The sequence below is a fragment of the Streptomyces stelliscabiei genome, from assembly GCF_014873495.1.
In the GTDB taxonomy this organism is placed as follows: Bacteria; Actinomycetota; Actinomycetes; order Streptomycetales; family Streptomycetaceae; genus Streptomyces; species Streptomyces bottropensis.
On sequence record NZ_JADBGF010000001.1, the window covers coordinates 424620 to 443288 of the forward strand.

The window sequence follows — 18669 nt, forward strand, 5'->3', positions numbered from 1 at the left end:
GTGCGACCGGGTCGGCCGCGGCTCGGAAGATCCGGCAAATTCTGAGAGGACGTTCATGACAGGCAATCAACCCCTCAGCCGCAGGCGCCTGCTGACCGGAGCGGCCGTGTTCGGCGGTGTGGTGCTGCTGTCCCCTCCGCAGGGCGTCCAGGCCGCCCCAGGGGGCGCGGACACGGGCACGAAGCCGTTCGACAGGACCGCCGCATCGCTCGCGCTGCGACGGCTACTGCCCTCGCACCACCGCCAGGTCACGCTGCGCGCGCTGGCCGCCGACGGCGCCGACCGGTTCCGGGTCACCGGCCGGCCCGGGGCGATCACCGTGGAGGGCACCAGCCCGGCGGTGCTGCTCACCGGCCTCAACACCTATCTCGCGCGGGTGGCGAAGGCCGACATCTCCTGGAACGGCGAACAGCTGGACCTCCCCCGGCTGTTGCCCGCCCCCGACGGCGAGATCGCCGGTTCGGCGAACGTGCCGCACCGCTTCGCCCTCAACGACACCAACGACGGCTACACCGGCCCCTACCGCGACTGGGAGGCGTGGGAACGGGAACTGGACGTCCTCGCACTGCACGGCATCAACGAGGTCCTCGTCTACACCGGCGGCGACGCCGTCTACTACGACACCTTCCGCCGGTTCGGCTACTCGGACGCGGAGTTGCGGGCGTGGATCCCGGCCCCGGCCCATCAGCCGTGGTGGCTGCTGCAGAACATGTCGGGGTTCGGCGGCCCGGTGTCCCGGCGGCTCATCGAGAAGCGCGCCGACCTCGCCGCGAAGATCACGGACCGGGTGCGGGAACTGGGCATGACGCCGGTCCTGCCCGGCTACTTCGGTACGGTGCCCGACGGGTTCGTGGCGAAGAACGGCGGTGACGCGGCGGTCGTACCCCAGGGCGACTGGGGCGCGTTCAAGCGACCCGACTGGCTCGATCCGCGGACGACCGCGTTCGACGAGGTCGCCGCCGCCTTCTACCGGGCCCAGTCGGAACGCTTCGGCGACAGCACGATGTACAAGATGGACCTGCTGCACGAGGGCGGCAACCCCGGTGACGTACCGGTGGGGCAGGCCGCCAAGGCCGTGGAGGCGGCGCTGCGCAAGGCCCACCCCGGCGCCGTCTGGGCGATCCTCGGCTGGCAGAACAACCCCAGCAGGGAGATCCTCGACGCCGTCGACAAGTCCCGCATGTTCGTCGTCGACGGCCTGTCGGACCGCTACACCACGGTCACCGACCGGGAAGGCGACTGGGGCGGCACACCGTACGCGTTCGGCAGCATCTGGAACTTCGGCGGCCACACCCCGATCGGGGCCAACGCCCCCGACTGGGTGGAGCAGTACCCGAAGTGGCGGGACAAGGACGGCAGCGCCCTGGCCGGCATCGCCGCGATGCCGGAGGCCGCCGACAACAACCACGCCGCACTGGCCCTGCTCACCGACCTGGCCTGGACGCCCGGCACCATCGACCTCGACGACTGGTTCGCCTCGTACGCCGTGTCCCGGTACGGCGCCGAGGACCCGCACGCCCTCGCGGCCTGGAAGATCATCGGTGACACGGCGTACGGCATGTCCCGCGCCGACGGCTGGAGCGAGGCACCCGACGGACTGTTCGGGGCCCGCCCGAGCCTGGGCGCGAACAAGGCGGCGGCCTGGGGACCGGAGGCGGACCGCTACGACACCACCGCCTTCGACCTGGCGCTGACCGAACTGCTCCAGGTGGCACCCGGGCTGCGCACCAACTCGGCCTACCGCCACGACCTGGCCGATGTGGCGCGGCAGGTGCTGTCCAGCCGGAGCCGGATGCTGCTGCCGCAGATCAAGGCCGCCTACGACACGGCCGACCGGGCTCGCTTCGACGAGCTCACCGGCACCTGGCTGGACTGGATGAAGCTCATGGACAGGGTGCTGGCCACCAGCGAACAGCACCTGCTCGGCAGGTGGCTGGCCGACGCCCGCTCCTGGGGTGGCACGAGGGCCGAGAAGGACCAACTGGAGTACGACGCGCGCTCGATCATCACCACCTGGGGCGGCCGGGCCAGCAGCGAGGAGGGGCTGCACGACTACGCCAACCGGGAGTGGTCCGGACTCGTCGCCGGCCTCTACCTGACCCGCTGGAAGTTGTACTTCCGCGAACTGTCCCGCGCCTTGAAGGAGAACCGGCCCGCCAGGACGGTCGACTGGTTCGCGCTGGAGGACGACTGGGCGCACCGGCACGACAGCTACCCGACGAAGACCAGCGGCGACGTCCACCGGCTGGCACGGCGGGTGCACGACACCCTGGCCGCCGACACCCACCAGGTCACGCTGACCGCGTCCTCCCCCCGGGGCGCGGTGGTGGAGGGCGGTGCGGTCACGGTCACCGTGGCGTTCACCAACCGCAACGGGTTCGCCCCCGCGACCGGGGTGGCGCTGGCCGTCGAGACGCCGAAGGGGCTGACCGCCCGGCCGGTCGGCGCGGTGACCGCCGCGTCGGTCGCGCCGGGCGAGACGTTCTCGGCGGCCTTCGAGATCACTCTCACCGGATCCGTCGACGCTCTGGTCACCCGCGTCCGGGCGACCGCCTCGTACCACGGCGGCGCCTCGAAGGGACCGGCGGGCGCGGCGGATACGCCCCGGGGTTCGGCCTCGGCGTCGGTGCGGCTCATGGCCGGCACCGGGGTGCGGGATCCGAACCGGACCGCGAACTTCAACGACGCCGTCTTCGGCCAGGCGGGTGCCGCGCTGGCCATCGAGGGCGCGGGCGCCGACCTGTGGGCCGGCACCAACCAGTTCGGCAGCATTCACCGCGCGGGCGCGTTCGGTACCGCCTCCACCGCCACGGTGAAGGTCGTCTCGCAGGACGGCACCGGCGGCTGGGCCCGCGCAGGGCTGATCGTGCGCAACGACCTGTCCACCGACGGCTCGCCCGGGTACGTCAACCTGGCCGTGACACCGTCCAACGGATGCGTGCTGTCCTGGGACTCCGGCCAGGACGGGACGTTCGACTCGATCAGGCTGGCAGGTTCCTTCGCCGCACCGGTGTTCCTGCGCCTGACCCGCGCCGGCTCCGCTTACACGGGCGAGGCCAGCACCGACGGCACGACCTGGACCACCGTCGGCACGGCCACCCCGGGCGGCGCCGCCGACACCCAGGACGTGGGGGTCTTCATGACGGCGGCGAACGGCTGGACCAGCACCCGTGGGATCGCGGAGTTCCAGGACTTCACCGTCTCCTGACCCCCTGCCCCGCCCGCCTCGGGCTCACGTCCCGGATCTCCCACGTCCCTCAGTTCAAAGACCCGATGGGCGCCGAAGGCCCAGGTCAGCGCCCCGCCCACGGGGCCTCCATGCCATAGGCGCCCTGGTGGTCGCTGACCGAGCGGGGCCGGTCCCTTCTCGCGGTGATCACGGTTCGGTCAACGCCCACCGCTCGTCCGATAGGTCACTCGGGTACGGCTTGCGTTCAGTCACCAGGTCACATCACCAGACCACCAGCGGCGGACCGGCAGCTTCCACCTCGCCGCCACACCATCAGGGGGCAGCAGAGCAACTCAGAGACTCACAGAGCGCCCACTCGGATTCCAGGAGACGAGATCATCGGCACTGTCGTCCGGTGTTGATGCACCGGACCATTTGGTTCATCAGGGCCTCGTCGAAGACGTTGATGAAGTCGCCGTGGTCGGTGATCGGCTTGTGCATCTGCTCCGGGAAGCCGTCCACCGCGTAGAACGGGCTGGACTTGCCGTTGTCGCCGGGGCTGGGGGCCTCCACGTCGTGCACGAGGCGCTGCACCAGCTGCGGGACGGCCTTGAAGCCGGCCGGGCAGGCACCGGTCCTCGGGTCGGCGAACGCGACGTGCGCGCGATGGTTGGCACTGTCGATGCTCCGGCCGTCCCAGCGGCTCTGGAACTTCGACGTACGGACCAGCTTGCTGCCTTCCGGGCAGATCGGGTACTTGCCCGTCACCTGCCGGTTCTCGAAGCCGGTGCAGCTCCATGCCGCGTTGGCGTTCGCGGGGCCATTGGTGAACGCCGTGGCGTCACCGGTGATGATCCGCAGGAACTTGGGCATCGCCACGACCTTGCCGCGCGGGCTGCCGACGAAGTCCAGGGTCACCTGGGACGCGGTCAGGATCCGTCCGGTGTTGCCCTCGGCACCACCGCCGGGTTGCTTGGCGTCGAACTCCTGGGTGCCGTCCTGCAGACGGAGAACGGGCCAGTAGTACGTGCACTTGTCGCCCTGGTTGCGGCACCCCTGACCTTGCCCCTGGTTGGCGCCTTGCCCCTGGCCGTTGCCTTGCTGGTTGCCGGAGGCACGCAGGGAACAGGGGGCGAGGGAGTCGAGGCCCTGCGGCCTGGGGCCCGACCTCCCTGATCGCTTGCGCATGTTGCGTCGCATGGGTTCCTCCGAGGGTTTCGGAGCAAGTGGGTTCGTGTCGTCGCCCGGGTGGCTGACCTGCCTGGTCGTTTGTCCGCTGCACCTGGCTTTCCCTCGGACGAACCCGGCTCCCGTCCCTCCTGGTGCACCACCGTCGCACCCCTTCGACTCGGCTGTAGTTCGGCACGGCCGCCTTCCACTTCACCCGCCTCGCGCCTCTCAAGATGCCGACGGAAGCTCGTCACCAGCCGGTCAGCAGCAGGTGGTTGAGGAGCAGCGCGAGTACCGCCTGAGCGGTGAGCCAGGCGCGGGAGCGGGGCAGGAACGCGCCGACCGCGAGCAGCCACAGGGCGTAGGGCAGCCAGATCCGTTCGGTCTCCGCCTTGCTCATCCCGGACAGGTCGGCCACGAGGAGTGCGAGGAACGCGGCGAGCACGAGCAGGGCCAGGCGGGGTTCGGGGGTGAGCCGGGACATGTCCCGAACGGGGAGCAGCTGTTCCCGCTCTCGTAGGAGCACGTTGGTGGCCCGCCGCAGCCCCGCCACCGTGGCGGGGCCGACCACCAGCACCGTGCAGGCGAGGTTCGCCCACACCCAGTAGCCGTACGGCCTGAAGCCACCCGCTCCTTGGTAGTAGCGCTCGACGAGCAGACGGTAGGCCTCCCACCAGTTGAATCCGATGAGCGTGAAGAGCAGTGGTATGACGGCGACGCCGGCAAGCAGGAAGGGCAGTACTCGGATCCGTTTCCGTCCGAGCAGCAGCACCCCCACCCCGATCACCGCAAACAGCGTGAGACCGTACGAGAGGTAGCAGGTCAGACCGAACAGCAGCCCCGCCCCGAACGACGCCGCCCACAGCCGGCGCTTCGTCCGCGCCGTCACCGCGAGGGCCAGCAGGGCCACGGACCATGCGGCGACGGCGGCGAAGTAGCCGTCGGCCGACGTGCCCATCCACACGGCGGCGGGCGCGAGGACGATGAACGGCGCGGTCCGGCGGGCGAGGGTTTCGTCGGCCAGGGCCCGTACGGTGACGAGGACGGCCGCCACCGCAGTGGCGCCGCCGGTGATGCACCACATGCCGGCCCACCCGCCGCCGCCCAGGCCGATGCGGTCGAGAAGGACGAAGGTGAGGGTGGCACCCGGGGGATGTCCGGCGACGTGCGGTGGCCACTGGCCCGGTGTGCCGTCCAGGATGTGGTGGGTGAAGTCCCGCAGGGTGGCGGGGATGTCGTCGAAGCGGTCGATGACCTGGAGGTATTCGTACCGGGTCGTCAGCCGACGGGCGATGCCGCGGTGCCAGCCGTCGACGAGGGCGAGGGAGAAGGTCCAGGCCGTGGCCGTGGCCCAGGAGGCGAACAGCAGGCGGCGCCAGGGCAGGCGTGCGGCGAGGATGGGGCCGTACGCCACGACGGCCACCGCGACGGCGAGCGCAGCCGGGGTTCCGGGGCCGACATGGGGCAGCCAGTTGGCGTACAGGGGTGGCCAGCCGACGTGGAGGACGTCCTTCGATCGTTTGATGGCGACTCCGACCAGAGCGGCCGTCACGACGAGCAGGGCGGCGGCCACGACGGTGCACAGGTCGCGGCGGAGATCACGGTTCACGCGGGGAACGTTAGGACGGACGGCGGCTGCCGTGCCCGTGTCGGACTCGGACGTCAGCGTTTCGTCATAGGTCGTCGGTGCTGTCGGCAGGCCTTCCGGCGCGGTCCGGCGAGCGGCCCCGGTTCACCTCGCTGCTCGGTGTCGTGTCGCTGGCAGGCACCACTGTGCGATGGGTGACCTGGCTGCTTCGTACCCGCCCACAACCCGCAGCTCACGCCGGTGAGGAACAGACTCCCCGACCCCGGTGGCAGACCGATGGGGCCTCCACGGGAGCCTCGGCCGGCCGGTCTGCCCGTCCGCCGGGACGAAGGCCGCCCCACCTGACGACCCAGCAACTTCGTTCCCCGGGCACGGAAGGCGGTCACCGTGCCGCTGCCGGCGTTGACCGCCAGCAGCATCCCGGAGGCGTCGTCGTAGACGAGGGAGCCCTGGGAGGCGAGCGAGTCGGCGGGGGCGTCGACCTGGTCGCCTCCCTTGCCGCCGGTGACGGCCGCGCCCCTGCTGCTGGCCGTTGCGGGGCTGGTCCACCCCCGGCATCTGACGGCGGCCACGGCAGGCGACTGGGCAGGGCTGCACATCGCCCTGTTGCCCGTGTTCCCCTTCCTGGTGCTCGGCGGCGTACTACTCCGGGCTCGACGCGGTGACGGGGATCTCCGCCGGCACAGTGGTGGATCACGGCGTCCACGGGGCGGCCGGACGGCTGTTCGCCGTGGGCAACGAGCTGGGCCGCACCGGGGTGTACGCGCTGGCCTTGGCCTGTCTCGCCACGTGCGCGGTGCTGTGGCGGCGGCACGGGGTACGGGTGCTGCCGGGTGCCGCGGTGCTGCTCGTTGCGTGTCGGTCGTTCGTCGACAGCCACATCTTCCGGCCGTGGGGTGTGTTCACGATGCTCGGCTTCGCTCTGGCCTTCGCTCTGCTGTCGGCGGCGGCATCCCGGACCGCGGCGGACTCGTCGCGGACCGGAACGCTTACGAACCGCTGACGTCCCCGCGCCGAACGGCACCCGGCCCGACGAACGGCCCTACGGTCGGGGACATGTTGATCCTGGTCACCGGAGGCGCGGGCTTCATCGGCTCGCACATCGTCGCCGCCCTCACCGGCGCCGGGCACGAGGTGCGCGTCCTCGACGCCTTGCTGCCCGCCGCCCACCGCACCGCACCGCCGCCCCCCGAGGGGGTGGACTGGCGCCACGCGGACGTCCGCTCCGCGGCGGACGTCACCGACGCGCTGCACGGCGTGGACGCCGTCTGCCACCAGGCCGCGATGGTCGGCCTCGGCAAGGACTTCGCCGACGCGCCCGACTATGTCGGCTGCAACGACCTCGGCACCGCCGTACTGCTCGCCGGCATGGCCGAGGCCGGGGTGAGCCGCTTGGTGCTGGCCGGCTCGATGGTGGTGTACGGCGAAGGACGCTACGAGTGTTCCCGGCACGGCGTCGTCCGGCCGGGACCGCGCCGGGTGGCGGACCTGGAGACGGGGCGCTTCGAACCGCCCTGCCCGCACTGCGGCGAGCCACTCGTCTCCGGCCTGGTGGACGAGGACGCGCCCGCCGACCCGCGCAACGTCTACGCCGCCACGAAGCTCGCCCAGGAGCACCTCGCCGCCGCCTGGGCGCGCGCGACGGGCGGCAGGGTGTCGACGCTGCGCTATCACAACGTGTACGGCCCCGGCATGCCGCGCGACACCCCGTACGCGGGCGTCGCGTCCCTGTTCCGGTCCGCGCTCGCGCGCGGTGCGGCCCCACGTGTGTTCGAGGACGGCGGGCAGCGGCGGGACTTCGTTCACGTACGGGACGTCGCCGGAGCCAACCTCGCCGCGCTGGACGGTCTCGACGCCCTGCCGGAGGGCGGGCATCGGGAGTACAACGTCGCCAGCGGGGAGCCGCACACGGTGGGAGAGATGGCCGCCGCGTTGGCCGAGGCGTACGGCGGCCCGGAGCCCGTCGTCACGGGGGAGTTCCGGCTCGGCGACGTCCGCCATATCACCGCCTCGTCGCGGCGCCTTGGCGAGGAGCTGGGGTGGAAGCCGCAGGTCGCCTTCACACAGGGAATGGCGGAGTTCGCGGTGTCCGGCCTGCGAGCCGTGTGACCTCACCTGTCATGCCCCTGGCCGGGCGAGCCGGATTCGCACCGCCCGGACCTGAGGGAACGGCCCGGCATTCCCCGCCGGGCCGTTCCCTCTTCTGCGGGTGGATTCAGCCGGCCGCAGGCAGGTGGACCTCGAAACGGCAGCCGCCAGGCACGTTGGTCACCGCCGCCCGGCCCATGTGGGCCTCCACGATGCCGCGCACGATGGCCAGTCCCAGCCCGGCCCCGGCGGGTGGGGTGCGGGCATCGGTGCCGCGCCAGCCGGTGTCGAAGACCCGGGGCAGGTCCTCCGGCGCGATGCCGCCGCAGCCGTCGGTCACCGACAGCACGACACGGCCGGCCTCCCGGCGAGCGGAGATGGCGACGGTGCCGTCGGCCGGTGTGCGACGGATGGCGTTGACGAGCAGGTTGGCCAGGACGCGCGACATCTCCCGGCCGTCGACCTCGATCGGCACCTGTTCCACCCCGGCACCCACCAGCCGCACCCCGTGCTCCCGGGCCAGGGCGTCGGCGCCCGCGATGGCGTCGCCGACCAGGTCGTAGACCGACATGCGGGTCGGGGTCAGGGCGAGAACGCCGGCCTGGATGCGGGAGAGTTCGAAGAGGTCACTGACCATGCCGCTCATGCGCTCGACCTCGGTGCGGATGCGGGTGTGGTAGACGCGCGGGTCGGCGACCATGCCGTCCTCCAGCGCCTCGGTCATCGCCTGCAGTCCGGCCAGCGGTGTGCGCAGGTCGTGGGAGATCCAGGCCACCAGTTCGCGGCGGGAGGCTTCCAGCGCTCTCTCCCGCTCCCGCGAAGCGGCCAGCTTGGCGCTGGTGGCGACCAACTGCCGACTCAGCAAGGCGAGTTCGGCGGTGGGCGCGGTGACGGGTGGGGTGAAGCTGCCGTCGTCGCCCAAGGCGCGCGTGGCCTCGGCCAGGGCCCGGCTGCCCTTGACGACGCTCCGGCCCAGCAGGAGGGCGACGGCGAGGGAGGCGACCGCGGCCATGGCGCACACCGTCGTCACCACCCACAGGTCGTGCTCCGACAGGAACATCGCCCAGGACACCAGCATCGTTCCGGCGAGCATCGCGGCGACCGTGACGGCCGCGACGACGGCCAGCGACAGCGCGACCGACCGGTTGCGCAGCAGCCGCAGGGCCGTCGCACCGGTCATCCCCGCGGCTGCCGCGCCGACGGCCGCGTACAGGGCGATGAGCAGCGTGTCAGCGACCATCGCCGACTCCCCTCTCATCGGTCTCTTCCGGCCGGGGAGGGTCGAAGCGGTAGCCGACACCCCACACGGTGCTGATCAGACGAGGGCTGGCCGGATCGTCCTCGACCTTCTCGCGCAGCCGCCGTACGTGGACGGTCACGGTCGACAGATCGCCGAACTCCCAGCCCCACACCCGGCGCATGAGTTCCTCGCGGCTCGTCGCGCGCCCGGGGTTGCGCAGGAAGAACTCCAGCAGGTCGAACTCCCGGATCGTGAGGGCCAGTTCGACGCCGACGCGGGTGGCGCGCCGGGCGATGGGAGCCAGGGCGAGCGGACCGCCGCGCAGCCAGGGCTCCGCAGCCTCGGTCCGGACGGCCGCCAACGCACCGGTGCGGCGGAGTACGGACTCCACGCGCAGGACCAGTTCCCGGGGGCTGAACGGCTTGGTGACGTAGTCGTCCGCCCCGACCTCCAGGCCGAGAACGCGGTCCTCCTCGTCACCGCGCGCCGTCAGCATGATCACCGGCAGTGGTCCGGCCTCGCGGATCCGGCGGCACACCTCCAGCCCGTCCATGCCGGGCAGCATCAGGTCCAGCACCACCAGGTCGGGCGGTCGGGCGGCCGCCCGTGCCACGGCGGTGAGGCCGTCGGCGGCGACGTCGACGGCGAAGCCCGCTCGGTGCAGGTACCCGGCGACGACCTCGGAGACGGTGGGGTCGTCGTCCACGACCAGTACGTGTTTCACACCAGCGAGTCTCGCACCGGGGCTCCACCGTCCCCAGGGGCGGCGGCGGACGTCAGCGTTCCGTAAGGAGTGGCGACGTCAGCGTTCCGTAAGGACACCAAATCCCTTATGCCCCCTTTGTGTTCGTAGGGTGAGTGGGGTGAACGAAACCTCCCCCGCTCCCGTGGACGTTGTGCTGCCGTGCCTCGACGAGGCTGATGCCCTGCCCTGGGTACTGCGACGGATCCCGCCCACCTGGCGCGCGATCGTCGTCGACAACGGCTCCACCGACGGCTCACCGGACATCGCCCGGGACCTCGGCGCGTACGTGGTTCACGAACCGCGCCGCGGCTTCGGCGCCGCCTGCCACGCCGGGCTGACCGCCGCCACGGCCGACGTCGTCTGCTTCTGCGACTGCGACGCCTCCCTCGACCCCCATCTGCTGCCGAGGGTCGCAGGACCCGTCCTCGACGGCTCCGCCGACCTGGTCCTGGGCCGACGCCGACCGACCACCCTTGGAGCCTGGCCGACCCACGCCCGGCTGGCCAACCTGGAACTGGCCCGCCTGATCCGCCGACGCACTGGCCTGCCCCTGCGTGACCTCGGGCCCATGCGCGCGACGCGTCGCGAGACGCTGCTGAACCTCGGGCTGACCGACCGGCGCTCCGGCTACCCGCTGCAGATGGTGGTCCGCGCCGCCGACGCCGGCTGGCGCGTGCACGAGACCGACGTGCCCTACCATCCGCGTACGGGCCGTTCCAAGGTCACCGGCACCTGGCGCGGCACCTGGCATGCCGTCAGCGACATGCGCGCCGTCCTCGCCGCACAGCCCGCGACCGGCCCGTTCACACCGGCTCCCGGAGGCGCGCGATGACCGCCGGCACGGGAGCGGCCACACTGCTGATCATCGCCAAGGAACCGGTTCCCGGCCGCGTCAAGACCCGGCTCACCCCGCCCTACACGCCGCACGAGGCGGCCGCCCTGGCCGAGGCGGCGCTCGCCGACACCCTGCGCACGGCGCTCCAGGTCCCCTCCCGGCGCCGCCTCGTCGTCCTCGACGGGGACCCCGGCCCGTGGCTGCCGCCAGGCTTCGACGTGGTCCCGCAGATGTCCGGCGGGCTGGACGAGCGGATCGCGGCCGCCTTCTCCCTCTGTCACGACGGGCCCGCGGTGCTGATCGGCATGGACACCCCGCAGCTCACTCCCGACCTGCTGGACGACGTCGGCAGGGACGGTCACGACGCCTGGTTCGGCCCAGCGGCAGACGGCGGCTTCTGGGCCCTCGGCCTCGCCGACCCGTCCCGCGCCGGAGCGCTCGTGCGGGGCACGCCGATGTCCACCGACCGCACCGGCGCGACGCAGCGGCGCAGGCTCGCCGAGGCGGGGCTGACGATCCGTGACCTGCCGGTACTGCGGGATGTCGACACCGCGGCCGACGCCGCCTCGGTGGCCGGCCTCTGCCGTCCCGGTTCGAGCTTCGCCACCCTCCTGACCTCCCTCGCGGAGGTCACCCGGTGAGCGGCACGGCAATCGGTACGCAAACCGCCGCCGCCGAGTGGTCCGACCGGGTCGGAACGGTGCCCCAGCCACAGACCGGCACTCCGCCGCCCGCCCGCCTCGCCGCGCCGGTACATCCCGCCGATCGCTCCGCGCCTGCCGCGGAGCCGGGCGAACCGTGGACGGACGACCCCTACGCCCAAGCCCTGCGCAGCGGCCGCGGCCCGCTGTACCTGCGCCGCCTGGAACCCTACGCCCACGGCGCGGCCGAGTTGATTCCCCTGGATGTGGAGCGCTGGTGCGCCGCCCCCGACACCGCCGACGCCGGCGTGCTGCGCCGCTGCACGGGTCCCGTGCTGGACGTCGGCTGCGGGCCCGGACGCCTGGTGGCCGCCTTGGCCGCACGCGGCGTTCCAGCCCTCGGCGTGGACGTCAGCCCGGCCGCCGTCACCCGAACCCGCCGCCATGGCGGAGCCGCCCTGCGGCGCTCCGTCTTCGACCCCCTGCCGAGAGAGGGCCAATGGGGCACCATCCTGCTGATGGACGGCAACGTCGGCATCGGCGGCGACCCGAAGGCCCTGCTCGCCCGCCTGCGCGACCTCGTACGCCCCGGTGGCCGTCTGCTGGCCGAGGCGGCCGACGACGATGTGAATCAGCGCCTCACCGTCCGCGTCGAGGACGCCCACGGCCGCCACGGCCGCCCCTTCCCCTGGGCCCGCACCGGCACGACCGCCCTCCTGCATGCCGCTGACACCACCGGCTGGATCCTCACCGGCAGATGGAGCACCCACAGCCGGACCTTCGTGGAACTACACCGTGCGACCACAGGATTCGAGGAGCTGCCCGCGGTCCCGGACGAGCACTCCACGGACAACGACAAGGATTCCGCCGGCCTCGAAAGGCGGGCCCAACCGTGACCGACACCGGCGCTCTTCGTATGACCAGGAGGGAAAAGAGGACGTGTGGTGACAGCGGGTGCGCCCCGGGTGTCGCCCGTCGCGGCCGTCTTCGCCTGGCGTCCCGCCTCGTGTCCGCCGGGAGGCGGTCGCCGCCGGAGTGAGGCCGACTACGACGGCCCGCGACGCCGGGGTGGGGCGGCGGGCTCGGTGGCCTTGAGGTTGGCCAACAATTCTGCCTGGCCCGCCAGTACGCCGGACAGGATGGTGCGTGCGACCCGCAGTAGCTCCGCCACCTGCGGATTGGCCAGCGAGTAGTAGACGGCCGAGCCCTCCCGACGGGGAACAACGAGGTTGGCCCGGCGCAGCACCGCCAACTGCTGGGAGAGGTGGGCCGCTTCGACACCTACTTCACCGAGCATTTCGGAGACCGCGTGTTCGCGCTGGCTGAGGAGTTCCAGCACGCGGATCCGTACTGGGTGGCCGAGGGTCTTGAAGAACTCCGCCTTCAATTGGTACAGCGGCGCGCTCACCGCGCCCGCCCCGCGCCCGTCAGGGCCGCCGGGGTGCCGGACGGCCGCTGTCGTGCGTGCACCATCCATCGGATCCACCCACAACTCTTCGCCATGGGGACATCCTCGCGCCCTCTCACGCACCTGACGACCTAGGGGATTTCATGAGATCGGCAATTCAGCAATCCGTGAGGGTGAGGTTGGGACGGTTGGCGCCATCCGCTTCACCGGCGGGTCATTGCTGGGTGCTGCCCACCATGAGGCCCTCATCGTGCTGGATGCCGGCGTGTGGCTGGGCCGGAGCCCCGAGGGTGCGGCCGCGGTCCGGGACCCGGCCCGCCGTGGAGCGGGACGCGCGCACCCGTCGGCCCTGTGCGTGCGGTACCGGCTCCTGCCCGCAGGTGCCCTGAGGACCGGCCACCTGATTCTGTCGACTGTGCATGCGGATCTGGACGCTGCGCCGGACGCCCTGCCCCCGGCCCGCGGGTAGGCACGGGGGCCGACAAACGAGTGGTCTCGCACTCCGCCGAGGACGGGACCACGTGGGTCTGCCATCAGCCCTCGATACGCCGACGGGCCGTTTGTCAGGCTTTCTTGACCACACTGGCCTTGAGCTGCATGGGACCGAAGCCGTCGATTCTGCAGTCGATGTCGTGGCCGTCCACCCCGTCCACGAGGCGGATGTTGCGCACCTTGGTGCCGGCCTTGATCCCGGACGGGTGTCCCTTGACCTTCAAGGTCTTGACCACCGTCACCGTGTCGCCGTCGACGAGCACGTTGCCCACCGCATCCCTGAGCACCCCGTCGTCGGCGCCGCCCACCGGTTCGGCGGCTGCGGGCGACCACTCGTGGCCGCACTCGGGGCAGACCAGGAGCGCGCTCATCTCGTAGGTGTACGCGCTGGAGCACTCGGGGCACGGCGGCAGCGTCTCGGTCACATCGTTCATGGTCTTTCCTTGCCTTGGTTCTTCCTGTGCCTCACGTGCATCAGGCTTCATGTCGCCGCGGCGGGCTCGCCGGGCCACACGTCCCTGCACCGCCGGCGCTGCCCACCGACCACGGCCTGGTGAACGGCGAGGGGGGACGGTCCACTTGCACGGGGATCGTGGGAGGGTGCCGTCGGTGACCAGGGGGCCCAGTGGCGGTCAGGTCCAGGATGACCGGATCGGGGCCCCGGTCCAGGACCCGGGCGATCGCGCCGGCGCACCGGGCGACGGCCTCGAGGCCCAGGTGTCCGGTCAGGGAGAGGACACCCCGGTCGGGGCGGGTGGTGTAGCGCCACTCGATGGTCATCCGCTGCCGCCTCGATCTCACAGCGGGAGGGTGATCCAGATGCTTTTTCCCTTGCCGTCCGCGTCACCGCGGATGACGGCGGTGCCGCCCAGACCCAGAGTCAGCTCCATGACGGTGCCCAGCCCGCCGCCGCCCGTACCCGTCACCGCGGCGTGCAGCGCGGGCTGGTAGGGGTGGCGATCATGGACGGCGAACGCGAACGTGTGCGAGCCGGCCGCGTAGATCACGGTGACGTTCGGGGACAGACCGGCGGCGTGCTGGACGCTGTTGGTGACCAGCTCGGACAGGATCAGCAGCGCCGGATCCACCGTGGGATGCCGTCGGCTGATGCCCCACTCGGTAAGGACCTGCTCGGTGGTCTCGCGGGCGACCCGTACCGCAGAGCCCATCGCCGGCAGGGTCAGCACATGCCGCAGGGGCAGGGTTTCCAGTCGGGCGCTCATCGGACGGCCTCGGCGTGGGCCAGGCGGAACCCTGCCCCCGCCTGCGGACGAACGCGGACCAGGGTGTCGTGCGGGTCGTGCGCCCAGCCGGGCAGCGTACGGCAGTGGTCCGCGGCCTCGATGATCACCTCGTCCGGGCCCGTAGCGGTCAGGTGCCGGCCGCTCCCGCCCGCCTTCTTGATCGCCCCCGGGTGATCGGTGAGCGATGGCCGCCGGGCCGGAGAGGCGGCCTGCGCGGGAGTACGGGCGATCGGACCCGCGTACTCCAGGACATGGACGGCCGGGCGGACCGCAGCCATCTCACGCCGGACATGGACCATGTGCTCCTGGGCGGCGCCTTGGAGCGGCCTCGGCGCCTCGCTGCCCGGAGCCTCTGTCATGCGGCGGGATGGAGCGCTCATCGGCAAGCCTCTTCGGTGACAGGGACGCAGGGCAGAAGCCCGGCCCGATGCAGGTGGGCGCGGGCCCCGGCGATGGCCTCCGGCGTGTTGGCGTACTCCCGCCCCTCCATCTGGAGCAGGTCCAGGACGCCGACCGACTGAAGGGCTTGGCGCTGGCCGGGGCGTATCCCGGAGATCAGCACGGCGATGCCGCGCCGGTTGAGCTTCGCCACCGCGTCCTTGATGACCAGGGCTCCGGTGGCGTCCATGGTCGTGATCCGCGACATGCGCAGGATCACCACGCGGACGTCGGCCACCTCGCTCAGTTCCAGGAGGAAACGGTGGGCGCCGGCGAAGAACAGCGGCCCGTCGATCCGGTAGGCGACGATGTGCTCGGCCAGCAGGGCGTGCTCCTCCTCACTGTGCTCCCCGGGTAGATCGGCCTTGAAGTCCACTTGATCCATCCGGGCCTGGTCGGCGACAGCCCGCAGGGCCAGGGCGCCGGCCACGACCAGGCCGATGACCACCGCATAGACCAGATCCAGGGCGAGCGTGGCGCAGGCCGTCAGGACCAGGACGATCGCGTCCGAGCGGGTCGCCTTCACCATCGCCCGCAGCGCGCCGACCTCGACCATCCGGATCGCGGTCGCCAGCAGTACCCCGGCCAGGGCGGCGAGCGGGATCTTGGAGACCAGCGGGGCGGCGGCGAACACGATGCCGGCGAGGACGGCGGCGTGGGTGAGAGCGGCCAGCCGGGAGCCCGCGCCGGTGCGGACGTTGACGGCGGTGCGGGCGATCGCCGCGGTGGCGGGGACGCCGCCGAACAGCGGGGCGGCCAGGTTCGCGATGCCCTGCCCGAACAGCTCCTTGTCCGGATCGTGCTGCTGGCCCACCGTCATCCCGTCCGCCACCGTCGCCGACAACAGCGACTCCAGCGCGGCCAGCGCGGCGACCGCGACGGCGGGGGCGAGCAGCGAACCCACCGCGGACACGTCGAGAAAGGCCAGGGAGGGGGCGGGCAGTCCGGAGGGCAGGTCGCCGATCGGCTCGGCGGCGTCCAGGTGGAAGGCCTGGGACACGAGGGTGGCGGTGATGACCGCGACGATCGAGAACGGGATGGTGGGCCACCACCGGGCTCCGAGCAGCATCACGGCCGCCACGGCGAGCGCGAGGATCACGGCGGTCCAGTTCGGCGCCTTCGCGAACTCCTCGACCGCCCGCCAGGTCACCACCAGGACCTTGTCGCCCTCGGGCTTGGCCACCCCCAGCGCGTTCGGGAGCTGCTGCAGGGCGATCACGCAGGCAATGCCGAGGGTGAAGCCCTCCACCACCGGCGCGGGAATGTAGCGCATGTACCGGCCGGCCTTCAGAAAGGCCAGCGCGACCAGCAGCACACCGGCCATCAGCCCGACGGTCAGCACTCCGCCGGGCCCGTACCGGGCGACGATCGGCACCAGCACGACCGTCATCGCTCCTGTGGGGCCGGAGACCTGGAGGTTGGAGCCGCCGAACAGCGCCGCCAGGGCGCCGGCCACCACGGCAGTCGCAAGTCCTGCTTCGGCGCCGAGGCCGGAGGAGACCCCGAAGCCGAGCGCGAGCGGCAGTGCCACGATGGCGACCGTGAGGCCGGCGAGCAGATCCCGGCGCGGGTTGCGGGCCATGAGAGCGAGGTCGGCGCGGGCAGGCAGCAAGGAGCGGACCCGGCCCACGGCCTGGGTGTGGAACGTACTCACGAAGCCGCGACCTCGGATTCCCGCAGCTCTTCCAGGAGTTCGTTCTGCCCGGCCAGCAGCTCCGTCAGGATCCGGCGCGCGGCCCGCATCAGCTCCGCCACGTCGCCGCCCGCCAGCTCGTACACCACGGTCGAACCGTCACGGGCCGAGGTGACGATGCCCGAGCGACGCAGGACCGCGAGCTGCTGCGAGAGCGCCGAGGCCTCGACGTCGATCGCGGACAGCAGGTCACGAACCGGCATCGGCCCACCCTGCAGCAGCTCGAGTACGCGGATGCGGACCGGGTGCCCGAGCATCCGGAAGAACTCTGCCTTGGCCTGATACAGCGGAACCGGCACGACCTGGGATTCCCTTCACCACCCCGATGGCTCGGGGGTGTCGTCTGGCTCCATGCCAGCGGCCACCTGCGGACACGACAAACACAGCATGTAGTGAATTGCAGAATTTCGCAATTCATTGATTGGTGTATGTCTGATCCGCAGGGGGCAGGAACCGCGGCGCCGCACCTTCAGGTCGCTGATGGGCAACCGGAGCGATCCGGCGGTGCCGCCGGACAGGCGACAAGGTGCCGGGGGACGGCCCCGGAAGCGCCCCGGAGCTTTCCCAGTCGAACCGGCGCACAACCAGCTCGGGCACGGCCTCCTCCTCCGCACGGCCTCACCCACACGCTCCGCCGCAGCCGCCGGTCTCCCCGGTCCGCCGCTCCCGCACGTCCTTGCCTTCCTCGGTGCCCTGCGTCCCGTAGACCCCTTTGGCAGGCGTGTCGTTCGCGAGCCGGTGGTGCATGTCCGCGAGCAGCGCGGCCAGGGAGACCTCGGGCGTCATGGCGAGCGGAGGCGGGACGAGGCCGTTCTCCTTGGCCACGTGCTCCTCGGAGAGCACCTGGAGGGCCCGCGCATCGGCCGCCGCGCCCGCCGGGTCGGGTGCGGCGCGCACGGCGTCGACGAGGGCGGTGAGACAGCGGTGTTCGCAGGTGAGGCTCTCGACCTGGGAGCACCAGGCCACCGACTACCCGTCGATCGGCACGGACTGCCCCGAGTACGAGCCGCGTGGTTGCCCGCGCGGGGCGTCGTTCTCCTGGTACACGTACTCGCCCGGCCGGGTCCGCTACCCCTACGTGCGCGGGGCGCTGCCGAAGCTGTGGCTCGAGGCCCGCAAGCGGCTCGGCGACCCGGTGGCTGCCTGGTCCGAGATCACGTCCGACCCGGCGAAGGCTCGCGCCTACGAGCGGGCGCGCGGCGAGGGCGGTCTGGTGCGCGCCGACTGGGACCCGGTCAGCGAGCTGATCGCGGCCGCCCAGGTGCACACCGTCAAGGCGTACGGCCCCGACCGCGTCGCCGGGTTCTCGCCCATCCCGGCGATGTCGATGGCGTCTTTCGCGGCCGGTGCGCGGTTCCACTCGCTGATCGGCGGCACCCTGCTGTCGTTCTACGCCCCCCGCGCGAGCACGACCGCGGGCTGGTCCCGGACGGGTTCCTGACCGCCGCCGACCTCGGGCACGACACTGAGCACGCCGAGTCCAAACAGTTCTCCTGGACAGGGCCACGGGCGAACCCGTGGTCCCGGGCGGCTCGCTCGGCTTCCGGTGGGGGAAGCCGGGCGAGGCCGCTGGAACCTGGACCTGGGCGACGTCGTACCCGAACTGAGCCTTCTGGAGCGGGCCGAGGAGACGGCCGAGGTCGCGCTGCCCCGCTTCGACGAGGGCAGCACGGAAGGCGGCTCGGTCATGGTGCGCGGGTTGCCGGTGCGCCGGGTCGGCGGCCGGCTCGTCACCACGGTCTTCGACCTGCTTCTGGCGCAGTACGGCGTGGCCCGCCTCGTACGAGGACACGTGCGAGCCGTACACCCCCGCATGGCAGGAGACGATCACCTCGGTCCCGGCGGAGCAGGCGGCCCGCATCGGCCGGGAGTTCGCCCGCGGCGCCGAGCGGTCCGTGATCGCGCTGGGTGCCGGCAC

16 protein-coding genes and 3 pseudogenes are annotated in these 18669 nt (G+C 72.0%); 7 read left to right on the forward strand and 12 right to left on the reverse strand.

Going from position 1 to position 18669, the window contains the following annotated elements; genetic code table 11:
• Positions 1 to 55 precede the first annotated feature (55 nt).
• Positions 56 to 3208, forward strand: a complete 3153-nt coding sequence (locus H4687_RS01820; protein WP_046914869.1) for an alpha-N-acetylglucosaminidase — start codon at positions 56 to 58, stop codon at positions 3206 to 3208.
• 109 nt (positions 3209 to 3317) lie between these two features.
• Here H4687_RS01820 and H4687_RS47935 read toward each other — a convergent pair.
• From H4687_RS47935 to H4687_RS01830, 3 genes and pseudogenes are all read right to left on the reverse strand, one after another.
• Positions 3318 to 3442, reverse strand: a pseudogene (locus H4687_RS47935) (IS5/IS1182 family transposase); the annotation flags it as partial.
• Between the two features lie 123 nt (positions 3443 to 3565).
• Positions 3566 to 4279, reverse strand: a pseudogene (locus tag H4687_RS01825) (DUF1996 domain-containing protein); the annotation flags it as partial.
• 310 nt (positions 4280 to 4589) lie between these two features.
• Positions 4590 to 5948: a membrane protein gene (locus H4687_RS01830; protein WP_046914870.1), complete on the reverse strand. Its 1359-nt coding sequence runs from the start codon at positions 5946 to 5948 to the stop codon at positions 4590 to 4592.
• A 640-nt stretch (positions 5949 to 6588) separates the two neighbouring features.
• On the opposite strand from H4687_RS01830, the gene H4687_RS01835 reads away from it, so the two are divergent.
• Both H4687_RS01835 and H4687_RS01840 read left to right on the forward strand, forming a co-directional pair.
• Positions 6589 to 6930, forward strand: a complete 342-nt coding sequence (locus tag H4687_RS01835; protein ID WP_225966554.1) for a hypothetical protein — start codon at positions 6589 to 6591, stop codon at positions 6928 to 6930.
• Positions 6931 to 6983: 53 nt separating this feature from the next.
• Positions 6984 to 8036 carry an NAD-dependent epimerase/dehydratase family protein gene (locus H4687_RS01840; protein WP_046914871.1) on the forward strand — a complete coding sequence of 351 codons (1053 nt, stop codon included), beginning with the start codon at positions 6984 to 6986 and terminating at the stop codon, positions 8034 to 8036.
• A gap of 106 nt (positions 8037 to 8142) precedes the next feature.
• Here the strand turns inward: H4687_RS01840 and H4687_RS01845 are convergent, their stop codons facing one another.
• Both H4687_RS01845 and H4687_RS01850 read right to left on the reverse strand, forming a co-directional pair.
• Positions 8143 to 9255 (reverse strand): sensor histidine kinase, encoded by a 1113-nt coding sequence (locus H4687_RS01845; RefSeq protein ID WP_046914872.1) that lies wholly within the window; start codon positions 9253 to 9255, stop codon positions 8143 to 8145.
• Positions 9245 to 9979 (reverse strand): response regulator transcription factor, encoded by a 735-nt coding sequence (locus tag H4687_RS01850; protein WP_046914873.1) that lies wholly within the window; start codon positions 9977 to 9979, stop codon positions 9245 to 9247. Before H4687_RS01850 ends, H4687_RS01845 begins: the two co-directional genes overlap by 11 nt.
• A 139-nt stretch (positions 9980 to 10118) precedes the next feature.
• On the opposite strand from H4687_RS01850, the gene H4687_RS01855 reads away from it, so the two are divergent.
• From H4687_RS01855 to H4687_RS01865, 3 genes are read left to right on the forward strand one after another with little or no spacing between them, the layout of a single operon-like run.
• The gene (locus H4687_RS01855) at positions 10119 to 10832 is read left to right on the forward strand and encodes a glycosyltransferase family 2 protein (protein WP_046914874.1); all 714 of its coding nucleotides are present in this window, start codon (positions 10119 to 10121) and stop codon (positions 10830 to 10832) included.
• On the forward strand, positions 10829 to 11476 hold the full coding sequence (locus H4687_RS01860; protein ID WP_046914321.1) for a TIGR04282 family arsenosugar biosynthesis glycosyltransferase: 648 nt from the start codon (positions 10829 to 10831) through the stop codon (positions 11474 to 11476). The genes H4687_RS01855 and H4687_RS01860 overlap by 4 nt, the downstream gene beginning before the upstream one ends.
• Positions 11473 to 12372, forward strand: a complete 900-nt coding sequence (locus H4687_RS01865) for a class I SAM-dependent methyltransferase (protein ID WP_107082319.1) — start codon at positions 11473 to 11475, stop codon at positions 12370 to 12372. Before H4687_RS01860 ends, H4687_RS01865 begins: the two co-directional genes overlap by 4 nt.
• Positions 12373 to 12521: 149 nt before the next feature.
• Here the strand turns inward: H4687_RS01865 and H4687_RS01870 are convergent, their stop codons facing one another.
• From H4687_RS01870 to H4687_RS01900, 7 genes are all read right to left on the reverse strand, one after another.
• Positions 12522 to 12884, reverse strand: a complete 363-nt coding sequence (locus tag H4687_RS01870) for an ArsR/SmtB family transcription factor (RefSeq protein ID WP_046914334.1) — start codon at positions 12882 to 12884, stop codon at positions 12522 to 12524.
• 563 nt (positions 12885 to 13447) lie between these two features.
• Positions 13448 to 13801 carry a zinc ribbon domain-containing protein YjdM gene (locus H4687_RS01875; protein ID WP_046914335.1) on the reverse strand — a complete coding sequence of 118 codons (354 nt, stop codon included), beginning with the start codon at positions 13799 to 13801 and terminating at the stop codon, positions 13448 to 13450.
• Between the two features lie 372 nt (positions 13802 to 14173).
• Positions 14174 to 14599, reverse strand: coding sequence for an ATP-binding protein (locus H4687_RS01880; RefSeq protein ID WP_046914323.1), 426 nt, complete (start codon positions 14597 to 14599; stop codon positions 14174 to 14176).
• Complete coding sequence (locus H4687_RS01885) at positions 14596 to 14979, reverse strand: pyridoxamine 5'-phosphate oxidase family protein (protein ID WP_225966555.1); 384 nt, start codon at positions 14977 to 14979, stop codon at positions 14596 to 14598. The genes H4687_RS01880 and H4687_RS01885 overlap by 4 nt, the downstream gene beginning before the upstream one ends.
• Before the next feature lie 17 nt (positions 14980 to 14996).
• On the reverse strand, positions 14997 to 16640 hold the full coding sequence (locus tag H4687_RS01890; protein WP_225967086.1) for a SulP family inorganic anion transporter: 1644 nt from the start codon (positions 16638 to 16640) through the stop codon (positions 14997 to 14999).
• 68 nt (positions 16641 to 16708) lie between these two features.
• Positions 16709 to 17050 (reverse strand): ArsR/SmtB family transcription factor, encoded by a 342-nt coding sequence (locus H4687_RS01895; RefSeq protein WP_046914326.1) that lies wholly within the window; start codon positions 17048 to 17050, stop codon positions 16709 to 16711.
• Between the two features lie 319 nt (positions 17051 to 17369).
• Complete coding sequence (locus H4687_RS01900; RefSeq protein WP_097251188.1) at positions 17370 to 17717, reverse strand: hypothetical protein; 348 nt, start codon at positions 17715 to 17717, stop codon at positions 17370 to 17372.
• On the opposite strand from H4687_RS01900, the pseudogene H4687_RS01905 reads away from it, so the two are divergent.
• Positions 17698 to 18643: pseudogene (locus tag H4687_RS01905) on the forward strand (molybdopterin-dependent oxidoreductase); the annotation flags it as partial. The gene H4687_RS01900 and the pseudogene H4687_RS01905 sit on opposite strands and share 20 nt — an antisense overlap.
• Positions 18644 to 18669: the final 26 nt, after the last annotated feature.